The sequence below is a fragment of the Vibrio sp. 10N.222.55.C7 genome, assembly GCF_041473335.1.
GTDB lineage: Bacteria > Pseudomonadota > Gammaproteobacteria > Enterobacterales > Vibrionaceae > Vibrio > Vibrio crassostreae_C.
In genome coordinates, this window is the sequence record NZ_JBFRSC010000037.1 from 91,935 (window position 1) to 109,789 (window position 17,855).

15 protein-coding genes are annotated in these 17,855 nt (G+C 45.6%); 6 read left to right on the top strand and 9 right to left on the bottom strand.

What is annotated here, in order from left to right:
• Positions 1 to 175: 175 nt before the first annotated feature.
• From AB4482_RS13240 to AB4482_RS13255, 4 genes are all read right to left on the bottom strand, one after another.
• Positions 176 to 1,324: a lipocalin-like domain-containing protein gene (locus AB4482_RS13240; RefSeq protein WP_017068753.1), complete on the bottom strand. Its 1,149-nt coding sequence runs from the start codon at positions 1,322 to 1,324 to the stop codon at positions 176 to 178.
• Positions 1,314 to 3,767, bottom strand: a complete 2,454-nt coding sequence (locus tag AB4482_RS13245; protein WP_137001714.1) for an ABC transporter permease — start codon at positions 3,765 to 3,767, stop codon at positions 1,314 to 1,316. Before AB4482_RS13245 ends, AB4482_RS13240 begins: the two co-directional genes overlap by 11 nt.
• Positions 3,748 to 4,419 carry an ABC transporter ATP-binding protein gene (locus tag AB4482_RS13250; protein ID WP_017060385.1) on the bottom strand — a complete coding sequence of 224 codons (672 nt, stop codon included), beginning with the start codon at positions 4,417 to 4,419 and terminating at the stop codon, positions 3,748 to 3,750. Before AB4482_RS13250 ends, AB4482_RS13245 begins: the two co-directional genes overlap by 20 nt.
• Positions 4,420 to 4,541: 122 nt before the next feature.
• Positions 4,542 to 5,915, bottom strand: a complete 1,374-nt coding sequence (locus tag AB4482_RS13255; RefSeq protein WP_017060384.1) for an MATE family efflux transporter — start codon at positions 5,913 to 5,915, stop codon at positions 4,542 to 4,544.
• 98 nt (positions 5,916 to 6,013) lie between these two features.
• On the opposite strand from AB4482_RS13255, the gene AB4482_RS13260 reads away from it, so the two are divergent.
• A complete protein-coding gene (locus AB4482_RS13260; protein WP_017066073.1) occupies positions 6,014 to 7,444 on the top strand; it encodes a DUF2867 domain-containing protein in 1,431 nt (476 codons plus the stop codon).
• A 167-nt stretch (positions 7,445 to 7,611) separates the two neighbouring features.
• Here the strand turns inward: AB4482_RS13260 and AB4482_RS13265 are convergent, their stop codons facing one another.
• The 3 genes from AB4482_RS13265 to rsuA form a co-directional block, all read right to left on the bottom strand.
• On the bottom strand, positions 7,612 to 8,271 hold the full coding sequence (locus tag AB4482_RS13265; protein ID WP_017060382.1) for a DUF2913 family protein: 660 nt from the start codon (positions 8,269 to 8,271) through the stop codon (positions 7,612 to 7,614).
• Entirely contained in the window at positions 8,271 to 9,488 is a 1,218-nt protein-coding gene (locus AB4482_RS13270) for a Bcr/CflA family multidrug efflux MFS transporter (RefSeq protein WP_102333192.1), read from the bottom strand. The genes AB4482_RS13265 and AB4482_RS13270 overlap by 1 nt, the downstream gene beginning before the upstream one ends.
• Positions 9,489 to 9,688: 200 nt before the next feature.
• Positions 9,689 to 10,384 (bottom strand): 16S rRNA pseudouridine(516) synthase RsuA, encoded by a 696-nt coding sequence (rsuA, locus tag AB4482_RS13275; RefSeq protein WP_017060380.1) that lies wholly within the window; start codon positions 10,382 to 10,384, stop codon positions 9,689 to 9,691.
• A gap of 97 nt (positions 10,385 to 10,481) precedes the next feature.
• Between rsuA and AB4482_RS13280 the strand changes: the two genes are divergently transcribed.
• The 4 genes from AB4482_RS13280 (at position 10,482) to AB4482_RS13295 (ending at position 14,975) form a co-directional block, all read left to right on the top strand.
• Entirely contained in the window at positions 10,482 to 12,224 is a 1,743-nt protein-coding gene (locus AB4482_RS13280; protein ID WP_017066075.1) for a DEAD/DEAH box helicase, read from the top strand.
• 180 nt (positions 12,225 to 12,404) lie between these two features.
• Positions 12,405 to 12,803, top strand: a complete 399-nt coding sequence (locus AB4482_RS13285) for a PepSY domain-containing protein (protein ID WP_017066076.1) — start codon at positions 12,405 to 12,407, stop codon at positions 12,801 to 12,803.
• A 61-nt stretch (positions 12,804 to 12,864) separates the two neighbouring features.
• Complete coding sequence (locus AB4482_RS13290) at positions 12,865 to 13,524, top strand: response regulator transcription factor (RefSeq protein WP_017060377.1); 660 nt, start codon at positions 12,865 to 12,867, stop codon at positions 13,522 to 13,524.
• Between the two features lie 104 nt (positions 13,525 to 13,628).
• On the top strand, positions 13,629 to 14,975 hold the full coding sequence (locus AB4482_RS13295; protein WP_017060376.1) for an ATP-binding protein: 1,347 nt from the start codon (positions 13,629 to 13,631) through the stop codon (positions 14,973 to 14,975).
• Between the two features lie 77 nt (positions 14,976 to 15,052).
• Here the strand turns inward: AB4482_RS13295 and AB4482_RS13300 are convergent, their stop codons facing one another.
• Positions 15,053 to 16,360, bottom strand: coding sequence for an LssY C-terminal domain-containing protein (locus AB4482_RS13300; protein ID WP_372132156.1), 1,308 nt, complete (start codon positions 16,358 to 16,360; stop codon positions 15,053 to 15,055).
• A 14-nt stretch (positions 16,361 to 16,374) separates the two neighbouring features.
• Positions 16,375 to 17,103 (bottom strand): glycosyltransferase family 2 protein, encoded by a 729-nt coding sequence (locus AB4482_RS13305; RefSeq protein WP_372132153.1) that lies wholly within the window; start codon positions 17,101 to 17,103, stop codon positions 16,375 to 16,377.
• Between the two features lie 367 nt (positions 17,104 to 17,470).
• Here AB4482_RS13305 and rplY point away from each other — a divergent pair, with 367 nt between their 5' ends.
• Entirely contained in the window at positions 17,471 to 17,749 is a 279-nt protein-coding gene (gene rplY, locus AB4482_RS13310) for a 50S ribosomal protein L25 (RefSeq protein WP_017060373.1), read from the top strand.
• Positions 17,750 to 17,855 lie beyond the last annotated feature (106 nt).

A 17,855-nucleotide genomic window follows, 5' to 3' on the forward strand; every position in this document is an offset into this window, starting at 1 on the left:
TTAACTTCGGTTTTTCCTACAAATACTAAACAATACGTCGTATATTCCATAATGTTGTTATGCACCATGAATTAAGTATAGATGAGATCATCGAACCTGTATGCACAATTCATTGGGGGACGCTAAAAGGCGCAGGCATAAAAAAAGGCTATCAAATTATAGCCTTAGGTGTTTTTTAGTAGCCAGTTAACTGCATAAAGCCTGTCGCTTCATGACTCCCGCTCGCCTTAATCGGCCCTTCCCAATATGGTATGACAAATGGAAGCCACATATCCCTGCGTATAATACGCGTTGTGAGGTTAATATCATGCTTAGGGACGTTAATGATCCACTGCAAAGGCATCCGTCTTCCATTCATCAACGTTGTATTTTGCAATGGTTGAATGGAAATGTCGGATTCCGTTAATTGGTAAACTTTGCCTGAGCGCGTTGCTAATGTCCCGAATATGTAAGGCAACTGTTGGTTATGACGATAGCGGTTAATGCTCAGCGCTGTGCCGTCATCGAGGTTAAATACAAACCAATCCCAACCTTGTTGGCCCACTCCAAGTAAGCCACTGCCCCACTCTTTATGTACCCACGCAGTTCCTTCCACTTCCTTGGTAACGCCGTCTAGGTTCAACACACCACTCAACGATAAAAATGGAGCGCTGAAGTTATAAGACGCGACAGGTAATAAGTCGTGCTTTTTCTGATAACCGTTATCGCCGTTGAGCACATAGGGCCCTTTTGCAATGGTGTCGAGTTCAAGTCCAAACGTGTCTGTTTGCACTTGAAGGCGTCCTGGGAATGGGGTGTTGCCGAGTGCACGCCAGTTCCAGTTATCAATCCAAAGCCTGAATGGACGATTAGTCATTCCCGCTTGGCCAATGCCGCCACGAGCCATGCGCTGTTCTTTCCATACTTTGGACTTAGAAGAGACCACTACATTTGAGATATAGACTTGAGGGCTTTGCCACCCTGGTGTTTCACGTTCGTCCGTTGCGATACGGAAAAAGCTCCACTGGACCGAATAGTCTTTACCATCATCACCTTTCAAAGATGCAAAGTAATGCCACCACTCGTGCTGAAACTCTGGGTGGAACTTAAAATCTTGTGGTAGCGAAACATTACGGTCTGGCAAAACAGGTTCGAACACATTGAAGTGTTCATTAACCAATATTGAGTTAACTTCATTCACGCCCTTTTCACCAGGATCGATGAAATAGGAGTAATAACCCCAAACACTTAAAAAGATGCCGAAGAAACTGATTAATAGCAGAGAAGACAGAATTCGTTGTCTTAACTTAGTTGAAGTATTCCGTAAAAACATACTAAAGCGCATCCCTCAGTGACTTCATCGGAGTGTTCCGAATCATTCTCATCACTGGTAAAGCACCAGCTAGCATCAATGCTGCCATGGCCCATGCAAATGTCTGCAAATAGTCCCAAGGAATCACTTGTAACTCAAGTGACCACCCAAAAGACTGCTTTATCACGATATCAACAATTAGGCTCGCTAGCGCTAATCCGAGCGGAATCGCAATTAAGGAGGAAATAAGCCCAAACACAAACAACTGCAAACTACCTGTCAGGATCAGTTCTTTCGCCGAGACACCCAAACAGCGCTGCAAGGAAATATGCCTTTGGCGAGACACTTCTCCCGCAACCGTCGCAAAGAAAATACCGAAGACGGCGATAACCAAGGTGATGTTACCTAATGTATCTGCAATCGCGAACGTCCTATCGAACACCCGCATCGCTTGACTGTGGATGTTGTTGTTATCGAAAACGCGCTCGGAGCCAAGCCTGAATACGCTTTCTAATCGGCTGCGAAGCCCTAATGAATTCACATCGTCTTTGAGTATTACCCCAAGGCCGACATTACCCCGCCCTGCAAAGCCATACAGCCAGTTTCGATGCGACATCATGACTTGATGGTAAGGATTACCGTAATCGTAATAAACACCGACAACCTGCCAACCAGAGCCGAGACTATCATAGAGGTCAATGTAGTCGCCAGGGCGAATCCCCAGCTTGAGAGACATCGATTCACTGATCAACACGCCTTTAGAGTGATGTAAGTGATACCAGTAATTCGGAATACCTAATTTGATCGTCAGCGCTTCTAGCTCACCTTCAGAAGGCCCCGTACTGACCACCTGAATACTACCGACTGGAGACGCCACATCTTTCTCCCAACGCCACCAAACCGAATCCACTTCAGGTTGGTCGGATAACCAATTACTCATACGAGCAGCGGCATTGTTGGTTGGGTAGATATACAGATCGGCAGCCAAACGCTGTGTTAGCCATTTATCAGTGGTATCTCTAAAGCTACCGACCATGGTTTCTACACCAATATTGGCTGTTAAGGCTAACATAAACGCCATCGTCGCCACGCCACGGTAGCTCATACTGGAAGCTGCATCAGCAAAGAACCAGCGAGCACGAACCCAGCGCAACGAATAAGAGAGGCTGTTAAATAACTTCCACATCAAAAACGGGGTAAATAGCGCCACACTGATCAGCATTAGCGCGATAATCGCAAAACCCGTTTCTTGAGTCTGAGGGGCTTGATACACAGCAACAGCAGCAACCAAGAAGCCACAGCCAATCAACGCTTGCCAAGTGAACTCGGTACCCGCAAAACGCATCAAAGACAAACGAGAAGACAGACGAATCGGTTGAGACTTAAGTAAACGAACCAGTGGCCACGCACACGCTAAGAAAGCACCAATCAATGCCATCAGTAAGCTGTAACCACTCCAACGCCAATTCCAGTCGATCGTTAAGCCGACGTTAGCGTCGTATAAATCGCCCAAGCTTGAAGATACGGCAGGTAACAATTGGTTTGCTAGCATCACGCCAAATACATTGCCGCAGATCCAGCTCAGTAAAACCAATAGCAGTAACTCTAAACAGAGCGCTTTAGTCAGTTGCCAACCAGACACACCCGTTTGTCTTAAAATCCCGACTAACGGTTGACGCTGAATAAAAGAAAGCGACATTGCTTGATAGAAAATGAACAAGCCAACCACAAACGACAGCATACCCATCGCTTTTAGGTTTAAGTGGAACGCACTGGTCAGCGACTCAAGCTCTGCCTTAGAGCTACGAGAGATCGTCAAACCATTAGGTAACATATTTTTAAGACGTTCAAACTTCTCAGTGGGCATGTCTGAACAAGCAATCACTGAAAGCCCAGCACTTCGTTTAAGCATTCGGAGCAAGGAGATATCCGCAATCAACCTTGTACCATTAATCATATTATTTTGATCAACAACCACAGGACCAAGTTCAGAACCATCCATCAAAGGGATGTAATCACCGTTGTGCCATTCCATGTGTTCAGCAAGATCATCACTGACAAGGATTGGATATGGTGGCTTCATGAGGTTCAAAGCGGTGAGATCTTTTAACGCTATACCAGGTTGTAGCTGAAGCATAGAAACAGGATCTATACCGACAACCATGAAGTTTGCGCCATTTTCATCAGTGATACGATGGTGATCAAGAGGAGAACACTGTTGAAAACCTTCACGGCGAAGTTGGATATAAAAGCCTTGCGGGATTTTATTGGCGTTGTGTTTTGGTCGAATACGGTAAGGAAGAGGATTCGAAAAGAGTTTTTCGCCATGCGCATAGCTTTGCTTGGCGTGTTGGTTGATAGCAGTAACACCAACCAAAAGTGATACGCCGAGGGTTAAACCAAGCCATACCAAAATAATCTGCAGTGGGTAACGTCGATAGTGACCGAGTAGTGCCTTAACTACGGGCCATAACATGCAGTTGCCCTCCTTGCAGACGGATCCTACCATCCATATGCAGAGCTACTTTTTCACTGTGTGTTACCAACAGCAACGTACATTCTAATTGACGAGCCAAAGAGGTCAGCAAACGCATTACCGCTTCTGCATTACGCTCATCTAAACTACCGGTCGGCTCATCGGCCAGCAATATTTTTGGTTCCATATACAGCGCACGCGCAATGGCCGCACGTTGTTGTTGGCCACCAGACGCTTCTTCAGGGTAACGGCCAAGTAAAGGCATAAGATCTAAAGCAGAGAGAATCTGTCTCCAGAGACCTTTGTCTTCAGGTAAGCCTTTTAACTGGCGGCAAAAACGGATGTTATCGGCAATATTTAACGTTGGCAGTAAGTTGAATTGCTGAAAAATATGGCCAATGTTGTTTCTGCGATAAGCGGTGCGGTCACGCTCGGTTGAGTCGTGCATATTGAAGTGAGGAAAAGCGATTTCACCTGAGTCCGCTAGGTCTAAGCCCGCGATAAGATTCAGTAAAGTACTTTTACCTGAACCGCTTTCTCCCATTAATGCCAGCTGGTCACCTTGGTTTAATGTTAATTCAGCACCTTGCAAAACAGGGTGAAACTCCCCCCCATCGACATAGCCTTTACATAGGTCTGACAGCTTTAACATTAAACAGCTCGCATTAGTTAGAATTTGGAAGGAGAATCTACACTAATTCCCTGTTAGGAGGAAGTATTTTGAAAGATAGATCACACGCCAACGATAAAGTGATGCGATTGGTGCGCCCTACTTCAACTTCCTATCAAGTTTTTAATCCATTTTCTTGTTTTCATGCGATAGAGCGACCCGCCCCACTTGAGGACTTCTTCCGTTAGGAAAAGCAGATATACCCACTCAGGTGGAAACTTAAAATAGATAGCCGCGATGGCTGCCAATGGGATACCGATCACCCACTGAGCAATCAAATCTTGATAGAGGCAGAACTTCACATCACCACCCGCTCTCAACACCCCAACGATCACAGTCAATGGCACCGAGCGAATGACAATACCCACACAGAGGATCAGAATGAACTTCTCTGAGAGGGCTCTGGTTTCTTCCGTCAGTGCGCTAAAGGCATTAAGTATTGGCGTTTGAACGAAATAGAGAAAAACGGCTACAACAATACTAGTTAAGAAACACAAAATTGTTAAGCCAAGCGCTTGATAGTAAACCGCTTCATTGTTTTTCGCACCAAGTTGATTACCCACCAAAACAGCTGCCGCATTCGAAAGGCCAATCAATAAACTCAATGAGATAGATTCAACCGGCGTCATGACCGATAGCGCAGCCAGACCTTGAACGCCCGATTGCCCCATGATCGCGTGGTAAGCAAACAAACCACCCGCCCATGCTAAGAAGTTAAACGTGGTCGGCAGAGACAGCTTCAAGAAGCGAACCACCTTATCAATCGAAGCTGCCGCTTTAATATCGCAAAACTTAAATGCTAATAAATGCTTAGAGAAATAGAGATAACCAAACAAAGTCGCGACTTCAATCGCGCCACTCAGTACCGTCGCAATCGCCGCACCTTTGATTCCAAGCGCAGGAAAGCCTAAGTTACCGAAGATCAGCACCCAGTTTAAGAACACGTTAGACAGGATGCCGATACCGCTGAAAAATGTACTTAGCCCGGGTTTGTGCATCGCTCTCAAACCCACAGCCATACTGCTGACACACGATACCGCTAGCATGCTAAATGACGTAATTACGATGTATTCAACGCCTAAGTTGATGACCTCTTGAGAGTCGGTCGTCACGCCCATGATTTGTGCAGGAAATGAAACGAAAAACGCGATAGTCAGTAAAGCAAACAGTGTCGACACCAGCCACGTCAGCGCAGTGCTTTCTCTCACACCTTGTCTATTACCCGCGCCCCAATATTGAGCAGTAAGAAGAGCACCGCCCGTGGTAACACCCACCAGCATAATGGTCGTCACGAACATCGCTCGGCTCGCCACACCCACAGCTGCGATGTCTGCTTCGCCAAGTTGACCCAACATCAATACATCCACCAAGCCTCGGCTTGAAAACATAATGCTCTGCAAGGTGATAGGCAGTGCAATCGCAATAAGCCTGCGAACAAAATCACCTCGTGTGTGATGAATAATTGAAGAGAGCAACATAGAGAGATACCTAAACGGAACGTATTGATGAATAAAGATAAATATCGCGCTATTATATCAATGTTCGGTTTTTAACCACAGATATAAATGGAGTAACAATGAAGAAAGTACTGGTTTTAGGGGCTTCTGGATATGTTGGTTCGCAACTCCTCCCTCTCCTGCTTGAGCAAGGCTATCAAGTCACGGCAGCAGCAAGGCATATCGACTATTTAAAGGCACGGACCGAGCCTCACGAAAGCTTATCGCTTGAGTATCTTGATCTGGCCGATCAAGCTGCGACACAAGCCTTAGTCCCCGACTTTGATCTTATCTTCTTTCTCGTCCATGGCATGGCAGAAGGCCACGACTTTATCGATTATGAGCTGAACTTAGCCCGTAACTTTGTTTCTGCTCTTGGGCCAAAGAATCAACACGTCATCTACCTGAGTTCTTTACAGCCTCAGACTGGTGATTCAGAGCACCTTCAAGCGAGAAAGAAAACCGGCGAATTGCTTCGTAAAGGGCCTGTACCCGTTACCGAACTTCAAGCTGGCGTGATCATTGGCCCAGGATCTGCGGCATTCGAGATCATGCGAGATTTCGTGTACAACTTGCCGATTATGATTGCGCCAAAATGGGTTGACTCTAAAGCCAACCCGATTGCTTTGCAGAACCTGAACCACTATTTACTAAAACTCGCACAAGACACGCCTAGCGAAAGCCAAACCTTTGAGGTTGGCGGGCCGGATATTGTCTCTTACCGAAACCAATTTGCTCATATTGCCAAAACTGCCGATCGTCCACTCAGGCTATGGGCGACATCGCTACTGACACCAAAGATTGCTTCATATTGGTTAGGCGTGGTGACTTCTGTACCGTCTAACATAGGTAGAGCACTACTTGCAGGCTTAAAGCACGACTTCATCGCCAGTTCGACCATCATTAGAGAAAAGTACCCTCAGAAGCTTATCTCGTTCGAAAATATGGTTGAACAAGCCATTCACGCTGAAGGAAACTTTGTCAAAAGCAATGTATGGGGCTTTGATAAAACCGCATTCAAACGCTGGCAAGCTGGGTATGGCTATTACCCGAAGAAAACAGGCGCAAGTATCACCTCAAGCGCTTCATTGGAATCGCTTTGGCATGTTGCTCAGCAAATCGGAAGCCCGAAGCAAGGTTACTTCTTTGCTAACACTTTATGGCGCACACGCGAATGGTTGGATGTTCTTTTCGGTGGCGGTGTACCGGTTCGACAAATGCCAGAAGGGCCCAACCTAAAAGTCGGTGACAAAATCGATTCATGGAAGGTCATTCGCTGTGAAGAGAATCAGTTTTTATCTCTGCTTTTCGGTATGAAAGGCCCCGGTTTAGGGCGACTCGAGATTACTGTCTCTGACCACGGTGACTCTCGCGAGCTGAATATCTCGGCTTGGTGGCATCCAAAGGGGTTTCTAGGGTTACTGTATTGGTTTGCTATGATGCCAGCCCACCTGTTTATTTTTAAAGGCATGGTGAAGGCAATTGAGAAGCAAGCTAAAGAACAGGATTAAAAGCAGATGCGGGATTCGAGTGTCGAGATGAGAAAAGATTAAAAGCAGATGCGAGATTCGGGTAACGGGATGCGAAAAGACTTAACAGCAAATTAGCGACACGCGCTATGAGAGACAAAAAAGAGCGGATAATTCCGCTCTTCGTATCTCTCATCTCGAATCCGCTATTAGCCGATAACGCTAATTGGGATCTCAGCCAGTTGGTTGCCTTGGTTAGCAGGGTAAACGATGTATTCACCGTGATACTTCACCGCAGACTTATAGTCCGTTACTTTGTGAAGCATGAAGCCCGCTTCCATCGCCGCTTGGATGAACTCAGCATGGTTGCCACGAACAAACCAGTTCATTGGCTTAACCATCAACTCCCCGTCGAAAGAGTCGTCACACTGTTTACCGCATAAAGCAAAAGAGTGCTCGCCATCGGTGAAGAATTGAATCTTGCCGCCAGTCGTTAGCTCGTCTTCACTCGATACGCTCCAACCCATCTCGTACATTTTGTCCATGAACGCTTCAACATCACTGTCTTTTAGCGTTTTAGGCTCTTCGCCTTCAGGGAAAAAACGTCCGTAAAACGCAGAAATACGTTTAAAGGTAAAAGTTAAATCAGAGTTATTGCCTTTTGAGCGACCCTGTTTCTGCCAGCGAACCAAGTCAGGCACAATCACGCGATCATAAGCTTGGGATTTAATTGCCTTTGTTACCCAACGAACCAAATAAAGGTTGTTCGCGATAGGTGCGTCAATGGCCTTGCCAGACTTATGTAGAGCATATAGCTCGCCTAGCGCATCATTCACTAACTTCTGAATTTCAATATAGTATTTTGACATTATGCCTTCTTTCCTAATGTCCAATATAGTAATGCTGACATTACTGCACATGCAGCCATTACCATAGCCATAGACCCAGCACTGTCACTTGGCAGCATCGCAACGATAGCCCCAACGACAGAACCAGTACCAAATCTTAATGTTCCCGCAAGCGATGAAGCCGTGCCTGCCATGTTTGGATAACCACTGAGCAATAGACCCATAGAGTTACTGCCGATAGTAGAGATGGTGCCAATAAATAGCATCACAAACGGCACGATTCCCCAAAGCCCGAGATCCAGCGCCCAACCGACAAGTAAACCTACGCCAGCCAGTAATTGGATGACCAACGCTGCCCTCAACATTGTATGAGAACCGACCTTCTTAACGATTCGACCATTGATTGTCGTCATCAGAATCATCGCAACAATGTTCAGACCAAATAGGTAACCAAACAGGTCAGGACGTACGCCATAGACATCAATGTAGACAAAAGAGCCTGCAGTTAAGAATGCAAACATCCCAGAGAACGAGAATGCACCCGAGAAAATCAAGCCCATAGCGGTCGGGTTTTTACATAAACGGGCGTAATTACGAATCGTGGTTTTAAAGCGCAATGGTTGTCGGTTTTCTGCAGGAAGCGTTTCTGGGATCTTCATCGATACCGCCAGAATCACGATCACCGCAAAAATAGCCAGAACCCAGAAAATTGAACGCCAACCGAACCACAACGCTAAGTAACCGCCAATCATCGGAGCAACCAATGGCGCAACTGTCATCACCAAAGTAACGAAAGACATGGTTCTTGCGAAATCTTCACGATCGAACATATCTCTTACCACCGCTTGGATGATAACGGCCGCCGCAGCACCAGCAAAACCTTGAGCGGTACGGATGTAAGTCAGCGCTTCAATGCCATGAGTTGTCGCACTCACCATAGAAGCGATAGCAAACAAGAACACACCAATAAGCAGTACAGGCTTGCGACCATAGCTATCCGCCAACGGGCCATGCAGCAACTGCCCCAGCGCGAAACCTGCGGTATAGGCTGTTAGCGTGATTTGTACCTCACCCGCCGTCACACCAAGATCTTTAGCAATGGTCGGCATCGCTGGCAGATACATATCAATGGCTAGCGGAGTAAGTGCACCAATCGCACCTAGAATCAAAAACAGCACTAAGCCTAATTGAGGTGTTTCTAGTTGGGAGCTTTGGCTCTGTGAGGTCGATGTTTGCATGGTTCTCCGAATGTTCAACTGATAGAGCTAGGGACTAGCGTGAGTACGCGAGTCAAAGATTGGCTGAGACTTTCCTAGTACCAGTCAACATCATCAGCCGACGCTATCCATGGTCGGCTTTACAACGAAAGGGCTATTTCCAGCAAAAGTGGTCTCTTGTTAAGAACAATTTCTTGTTAAGAGCAACTTCTAGCTAAGGACTACTTCCAGATTGAATCGACTTCTTCTTGCGTTAGGTAACGGTATTCACCTAACTCTAAAGATTCGTCCATCTCAATTTCGCCAATACGTTCACGGTGTAGTGCTTCTACCTTGTTACCAAGAGCAGCAAACATACGTTTAACTTGGTGGTATTTGCCTTCGTGAATCGTTAGCAATACTTCACGCTCTGCACGAACTTCTAGGTGTGCAGGAAGTGTTAGGCCATCTTCGCTCTTAAGCTGGATGCCCTCTTTGAATTTTTCAACGTAATCGTCTTCAACAGGTTCAACCAACCAAACACGGTACGTCTTCTCGCACTTGTGCTTTGGCGAAGTGATACGGTGAGACCACTTACCATCGTCGGTAATCAATACAAGACCTGTTGTATCAATATCTAGACGGCCAGCAAAGTGCAGCTTGTCCATTTTGATTTCATCAAGTAATTCAAACGCGATACGATTTGCGCCATCTTCATGCGAACAAACAAAGCCTTCAGGCTTATAAAGCATGATGTAACGTGGGCCGTGAACATTCAGTTCATTGCCTTGCCATTCGACAACGCACTCTTCAGTTACCTTGAGTGAACCGCTTTTTTGAATGACATCATTTACTGTCACTGCCTTGGATTTTAATAAGTGTGTTGCTTCTCTTCGAGTGACGCCTAATGCATCGCACAGAAATTTATCTAAACGCATGAATACCTCAACTAATCTAAGTCGGGTATTATAGTCACCTTTGCTCAATTAGTTGAGCTATTTCACACTATTTGTTTTCCTTCTTACAAGACGCGATATGTATACACTCCGCCCGTACCAAGCTGATTCTGTAAAATCAGTGATTCATTACTTCAGAAAACACCAAACTCCGGCAGTGCTCGTGCTTCCGACAGGTGCAGGAAAAAGCCTTGTGATTGCAGAGTTAGCAAGGCTTGCGAAAGGTCGAGTGTTGGTGCTTGCTCACGTAAAAGAGTTGGTTGAACAGAACCATGAAAAGTATGAAGGTTACGGGCTGAAAGGCTCGATTTTCTCTGCGGGTTTAGGACGCAAAGAGACCGACCAACAAGTCGTGTTTGCTTCGGTGCAATCTGTGGTGCGAAATCTCGATTCATTCTCTAACCAATTTTCGCTGTTGGTTATCGACGAATGCCACCGTGTTCCCGATGAAAAGACCAGTAGTTATCAGAAAGTCATCACTCACTTACGCGAGAATAATTCGGGCATCAAGGTGCTTGGATTAACAGCGACCCCATATCGTCTTGGGATGGGTTGGATTTATCAATACCACACTCGCGGTCAAGTGCGTTCAGATGAGCCACGTTTCTTCCGCGACTGTATCTTTGAGCTGCCGATTCGTTACCTGCTCGATGAAGGTTTCTTAACTCCTGCACGCATGATTGATGCACCCGTGTTGAGCTATGACTTTTCGCAGTTAAAGCCCGCGAGCACTGGTCGCTACAAAGAAGCAGAACTCGACATGGTGATCGAGCAATCGAAACGAGCGACCCCACAGATTGTCGATCAGATTATTCACCTAGCCCAAGATAAACTAGGCATCATGGTATTCGCTGCGACCGTTCGACACGCGCAAGAGATCCTCGGCTTATTGCCAGAAGGTGAAGCTTCAATTGTGATTGGTGATACACCAACTCTCGAACGTGACCAAATTATCAGCGACTTCAAAGAACGTAAAATCAAGTTTTTGGTTAACGTATCGGTATTAACCACAGGTTTTGATGCGCCACACGTCGATTTAATCGCGATTTTGCGCCCGACAGAATCCATCAGTTTGTATCAACAAATCGTTGGCCGTGGCTTACGCCTATCTCCGGGTAAAAAAGAGTGTTTGGTGCTCGACTATGCGGGCAACAGTTACGACCTCTACCAACCTGAGGTTGGCGACCCTAAACCCGATTCAGACAGTGAAATCATCACCATCCCTTGCCCTGCGTGCGGCTTCAATAATAACTTTTGGGGCAAGCTAGACAGCAATGGCTTCTTGCTTGAGCACTTTGGGCGCAAATGCCAAGGCTACTTTACCGATGAAGACACGGGCGAGCGCGAGCACTGTAATTATCGCTTCCGAGCGAAATATTGCGGTGAATGTGGTGCTGATAATGACATTGCTGCGCGCATTTGTCATGAGTGCGATGCAACCTTAGTCGACCCAGACAAAAAGCTAAAAGAAGCACTGAACCTAAAAGATGCCTTGGTATTTGAATGCTTGGAAATGGACCTCAACGTGCTTAAAGACGAGAAAGGTAAATCACAACTTAAGGTCACCTATCGCGGAGAAAACCAAGCGCAAGTGCATGAGTTTTGGTCATTAACCAGCAAAAAGCAGAAGCAGAACTTCAAAGACCAGTTTGTTCGCCCTCACCTTGCAGACAGACATCGCCCTTTCGAAGAAGCCTCACCGACGAAAGTGGTTGCTCACCAACATAGATTCCGCCCACCTCAATTCGTGATTGCCCGTAAAGTCGGACGCTTTTGGAAAATGAGAGACAAGATATTCGAAGACGAACTACAGCAGCGTTAAGGTTAAGAATAAAAGTAAGTCTTACGTTCTTAACACTCGGCAATTAATCTTATGTATTAAAGCCTGCGCCATTTAAGCGTTAAGTTTTTCGGTATCAAATTCTCATTATTAATCAGGTTCACTTTCTGTTCAGAATTACTTTTTTATACTGAACGCTATCAACCTTCTCTAGGATTCGCTATGTTTAGTAAAGCTATGATTTCTTTGTTTTCTATAAGCTTAGGCTTATTTGTTTCTGCTGGCGCATGGGCTGACTCACATCATAATGGTCATGAATTAGTGCAGGACGTTCATAAAGCAGGAACCAGCATCGAATTTGAAGAAGATCAAGACGAAGTCTATGAAGCCGTACGAGAAGGCTACATTCGCCCTTTCTCAGAAATGTATGCGGCGGTTGAAAACGATCTTCATGGCAGAATCATTAAAGTAGAACTAGAAGAAGATGACGACATTTGGGTGTATGAACTAAAAATCAATTACCAAAACAACATCATCAAAGTCGAATACAACGCTGAGACGTTAGAAATGCTTATGATCAAAGGCCGCAACTTTAAAGACGCAATTAAACACGGCGACTAGTTACGTACGACGAAGAGCTAAGCACGACGAACAGTCATTAGAAGAAATTAGAAGAACAATTATGAAAATTTTAGTCGTTGAAGATGAGCCTCGTTTGGGCCAACAAATTATTGAAACACTTGAGGGGGCCGACTGGGTTCCAGAGCTCTCTCAAGATGGTATCGACGCACTCTACCGTGCAACGTCAGAAGAATGGGACGCGATTGTCCTCGATTTAGGTTTACCTAAGCTTGACGGCCTAACGGTATTAAAAGGCATTCGAGACGAAAACATCAACACGCCAGTGATTATCTTAAGTGCTCGTGACACGCTAACTCAACGTGTTGAGGGCTTGAACGCCGGTGCTGATGACTACCTAACTAAGCCATTTGAGATGGTCGAGCTGATTGCCCGTATCCGAGCTCAACTGCGCCGAGCATCAGGCAGTGCTGCTCCGATACTTCAAATCGGTGATCTAAGCCTAGACACACGCAGTTCTAAAGTGTTGTGGCAAGGTCAAGCAGTTAGCCTCACGGCGCTGGAATATAAAGTTGTCGCGTACTTCATGCATAACCAAAACAAGGTTATCTCGCGCACTGAGTTGGTTGAGCATATCTACAAGCAAGACTTCGACCGAGACTCAAACACGGTTGAAGTGTTCATCGGTCGTATTCGTAAGAAAATCGCACCAAAGATCATCAAAACCGTTCGTGGCCTTGGCTACCAACTGAATGCTGAATAGCTCAGTCGTCAATCACGCCAAGAGCAACCATTAATTAAGTGGACAGCCTGTTCTGATCATCGCAATACGATAAGTTACGATGAGCAAAGGCAGGTTGGAAATGCATGAATCTAAAGAAACGAACACTTAAAAACATCAGTTTAAAAAGCCGCTTGCTCCTTGCTGCGGCTTTTTGGCTAGGTGCGATGATATTAGCGGCTGGTGTCGGGATTCCGAAACTGGTTAACGACTACCTCGTCGATGACATGAAGCAGCAGCTTGGCTTAACCATGGATGAGTTAACCGCCAATATCGAAACCAATGACAGTGGTAACCTGATCATGGCAGAGCGTCTGTCTGATCCTAGGTTCAACCAGCCCTACAGTGGTATTTATTGGCGCGCCGCTACCCAAGAGCAGATCATTCGATCTCGCTCGCTATGGGATAAAGACCTCACCATCAAGCGTTCACCGATTCACACATCAGTCAAAGGGCCAGAGAAAGAAAAGCTGATTTACATCGAGCAAGATATCTACCTGCCTGAACTGAGCGACCCTGTCACGATCACCATTGGTATTGATGAAGATCCATTAGAATCCACACTGACAGAGCTTACTGGTCAAGTCTGGTTGATCCTAATGTTGCTGTTTGTTGGCGTGCTGATGTTGATCGGTATTCAAGTCAGTTGGTCGTTATTACCGCTCAGCAAGATGCAACGCGAACTGGTAATGCTAAGAAACGGCGAGCAACAAGGGTTAAGCGATAACTACCCGAAAGAGGTTTCTCCATTAGTCTCTGACCTCAATGCCCTGCTCTTTCACTATCAAGAGTTATTAGAACGAGCTCGTAACCACGCGGGTAACTTATCTCATGCGTTGAAAACACCGCTTTCAGTTCTAAAAAATGAGATAGAGCGACTTCCAGAGGATGACAAGGCACTGCTGCAACAGCCCATTCATCAGATTCAAAGCCAAATTGATTATCACCTTGGCCGCGCTCGTATGGCAGGTGCAATGAACATTCTTTCGGTGAAGTCTTCACCTTGTGAGCGTGTTGAAGCTATCTCAATGGCGTTTGATAAAGTCTACGCAGCCAACGAAGTCACCATAATTAACGAGCTAGACTCTGAGATTGAAGTGGCAGTAGAAAAAACCGACCTTGATGAAATGGTCGGCAACCTACTCGAGAACAGTTACAAGTGGGCGGGCAGCATTATTCGCGTCCATGCAAATGAACTCGACGATGGCAACATAGAGTTGGTGATTGAAGATGATGGCCAAGGCATTCCTGAAGAGAAGCTTGAGCAAGTGACCAAACGTGGCGTCCGACTTGATGAAACCACACCAGGAACAGGCTTAGGGCTTAATATCGTAAATGAAATGGCACACAGTTACCGAGGCAGCCTAACGCTCAGCAAGAGCTCAATGGGCGGCTTAAAAGCTTCTCTGGTGCTTAAAGTAAGTAAAGGCTGAACAAGCTAAGTAAAAGTTAAACACAATAAGCCCTAACGTAATGCTAGGGCTTAATTCTATCGACCTTATATACAACTCTATATATCGTTCACAGCAACATCCAAAGTTTGTGAATTATCACTAAGGGTCGTTGCTCCAATCGTTAATACCCGGCCATCAGTGTAATAGTCATGATCGTCATTGATCACTTCCACCGTTGCTAATGGGTACTTGTCTAACTCGATGTCTGGTAGTAACGTTCGTATCTGATTAGCAAGCCGATCTCGCTCTTCATCAACATTAGGCTCAATGTTATGAAGCACGGTCACAATGCCTGAGTAAGGCGTGACTTTAAGGCCATCATCATAGCTAATTGCGCCTAACCACTGAGGCTGGTTAGTTTTAATATCAACACCTGCACGCCACCAACGAATATGGCTGCGCTTCATCAGGTTACCCGGCAATTGAAAAGCCATATCTTGCGGCTTGTCTCGCCAATATAAATCAGACACTGGCGGCGTTTTTTCTCTAAGCAATGCGAGATAACCAACCCATTCAATCTCATTTCGAGAGAAGGTTTGATTCTCTATCCAGCCTAATTGCTTCATTAAGTCTCTTGGGGTTGCTCCAACATAAATTACGTTGATCGCTTGCGCCGAGTAGAACGAAGATTTACCGGGGAACGCTTTATAGGTAACCGAGTTCCAGTCGACTTTGTTTATTTGAGCCGTCTCTGGTTGATTCTGAAAGTCATCCGCTTTCCAGAAAAAGTGAGCGTAGTTCGCAAACAATACCCACGCCAACAACAGCGCACTAGACTTAAGTACTAAGCATCGCCACTTCATTCGGTAACCGATAATGGTGAAGACTAATACCGCGAACACACCAACGATCAAGCTATTATGCTCCGAGATAAATATCTTAAGGCTATTAAGCCACGGGAAGTTTTCAACGCCGTGCGCCAGTAACATGCCCCAAGCAATGAACTGCCCTCCACCAAGGGCCAAACCGATAAACGCCAACACACTAAAATTACGCCACGGTACACGATGCGAGCCAGCTATAAATGGCACAACCCAAGCGATAGGCCCTAATAAACGAGCAAAAAGAATGATGTATGTGCCTTTGCGAGCAACCAGATAGCGGCAGCGCGCAATTAATCTTTTGGTTTTAGGGCGAAACTTAATGAGCCTTCGTTGCACCTTAACACCGTATTTATAACCAATGAAATAACTGAGTTGATCACCAAGCAAACCACCTAGCATCACCAAAACCAACGCCATCCATGCACCTGAATACAGTTGAAAGCCCGCTGCGATAAAGAACGGCTCTCCCGGTACAAATAGGTTTGGGCCAATGAGAGCATCACCCAATGCTCCCAGAAACAGCCCTAGTCCATCAAACATAACAACCTCAATGCTTACTGTTCTTTGTAATGACCGAACTTGTAGTTCATCTCGTTGTTACGCATTTCGCCTTTAAAGAAGCGTCTTACATTGGCTTTAAGATAAGTAGAGCCTGTCTTCACAACGCCATCTTGATCTAATCGACGTGGGTCAAAGCCAAAGGTCATATTTAGGAATCTAAATCGCCATGTTTTGCTCGCACGTTTTACATAATCACAGTCCTCACAAAGGACGATCTCTTCATCAAAACCGCCGATCTCATCATGCGCCCGTTTAGTCGAGAAAATACATGCGCCAATCGCCGTCGGGAAAAAGAACTGAGTAGTAAACAAGCCTGCGTTAAATAGCTCGTAACCAAACTTGTGTACAAGCGGCAAACCTTTCGAGCTCATGTACACACCCGCCACTTCAAGCTTCTTCTCTTCTAGTTCATAAAGCGCTTTCGCAAGGAAGTTTCGAGGCAAGCTCACGTCAGCATCTAAGAAAAGGATTCGGTTGTATTGCGCCAAAGCAGCCCCGGTGTTTCGACCAAGGCTAACACCGCGTTCTTGCATATGGTGGACTGTCAGTTTTGGCAATGCACTTTCATAGGCTTGTGCGACTTCTCGGGTGTTATCTTCACTGTTCGAGTCGACAACAATCACTTCAAACTCTTGGTGGGTTTGCACGCTCAACTCTTCCATTAAGCGGCTAATGCGTTTCTCTTCGTTTAGCGTAATTACGACAATGCTTACCGGTTCCATATTTTCACCTATTCATTCTGCTGTTTAATTGACACTAAGATTAACGAACTAAGACTTAACCAAGTCTTAGGCAAACATTCATTTTCCGTTCATTAACTTGATGATTTAGCAGTGATATAAATAGATAAGGATTGCGATGTAAAAGGGAGTAAAATGCGCTAAACAAGCGTTAGCGAACGTTTTATCTCCAAACGAACCCATTATCGAAGGAAATTCACTTTGAGATGTGCTTCTGACTTGCTCATATTGGAATGTGATGTTAGTATCCGCGCTCGCTTAAGCATGAACTTTTGTGTTTAAGCATTACCACACACTCAAGGTCGCATTGAGGTGTGAAGTTAATTTTTACTAATTTGAGAGTAAAACTATGAAATTTGAAGCAGTAGTACGTACTGAACTAGGTAAAGGTGCGAGCCGCCGCCTACGTCACGCTGGTAAATTCCCAGCTGTAATCTACGGTGGCGAAGCTGAAGCTGTAGCTATCGAACTTGTTCACGCTGACGTGATCAACCAAATGGACAAGCCTGAATTCTACGAAGCAATCACTCTACTGATTGACGGCGCAGAAGTTAAGGTTAAGCCACAAGACGTTCAACGTCACGCGTTCAAGCCAAAAGTTGAGCACATGGACTTCATCCGCATCTAATTCCCTACCAAGGAATAAGATTGGATTAATCCAGCCTTCTGCATAGAAAAGATAATCGATCTTACCAGTCGAGAAATCTAGAAATTCGAAACCCCGATGCTACCAA

Bases quoted from the DNA above. Each gene is read 5' to 3' on its own strand.
- AB4482_RS13240 (WP_017068753.1), bottom strand. From the start codon at position 1,324: ATGCGCTTTAGTATGTTTTTACGGAATACTTCAACTAAGTTAAGACAA.
- AB4482_RS13245 (WP_137001714.1), bottom strand. From the start codon at position 3,767: ATGTTATGGCCCGTAGTTAAGGCACTACTCGGTCACTATCGACGTTAC.
- AB4482_RS13250 (WP_017060385.1), bottom strand. From the start codon at position 4,419: ATGTTAAAGCTGTCAGACCTATGTAAAGGCTATGTCGATGGGGGGGAG.
- AB4482_RS13255 (WP_017060384.1), bottom strand. From the start codon at position 5,915: ATGTTGCTCTCTTCAATTATTCATCACACACGAGGTGATTTTGTTCGC.
- AB4482_RS13260 (WP_017066073.1), top strand. From the start codon at position 6,014: ATGAAGAAAGTACTGGTTTTAGGGGCTTCTGGATATGTTGGTTCGCAA.
- AB4482_RS13265 (WP_017060382.1), bottom strand. From the start codon at position 8,271: ATGTCAAAATACTATATTGAAATTCAGAAGTTAGTGAATGATGCGCTA.
- AB4482_RS13270 (WP_102333192.1), bottom strand. From the start codon at position 9,488: ATGCAAACATCGACCTCACAGAGCCAAAGCTCCCAACTAGAAACACCT.
- rsuA (WP_017060380.1), bottom strand. From the start codon at position 10,384: ATGCGTTTAGATAAATTTCTGTGCGATGCATTAGGCGTCACTCGAAGA.
- AB4482_RS13280 (WP_017066075.1), top strand. From the start codon at position 10,482: ATGTATACACTCCGCCCGTACCAAGCTGATTCTGTAAAATCAGTGATT.
- AB4482_RS13285 (WP_017066076.1), top strand. From the start codon at position 12,405: ATGTTTAGTAAAGCTATGATTTCTTTGTTTTCTATAAGCTTAGGCTTA.
- AB4482_RS13290 (WP_017060377.1), top strand. From the start codon at position 12,865: ATGAAAATTTTAGTCGTTGAAGATGAGCCTCGTTTGGGCCAACAAATT.
- AB4482_RS13295 (WP_017060376.1), top strand. From the start codon at position 13,629: ATGAATCTAAAGAAACGAACACTTAAAAACATCAGTTTAAAAAGCCGC.
- AB4482_RS13300 (WP_372132156.1), bottom strand. From the start codon at position 16,360: ATGTTTGATGGACTAGGGCTGTTTCTGGGAGCATTGGGTGATGCTCTC.
- AB4482_RS13305 (WP_372132153.1), bottom strand. From the start codon at position 17,103: ATGGAACCGGTAAGCATTGTCGTAATTACGCTAAACGAAGAGAAACGC.
- rplY (WP_017060373.1), top strand. From the start codon at position 17,471: ATGAAATTTGAAGCAGTAGTACGTACTGAACTAGGTAAAGGTGCGAGC.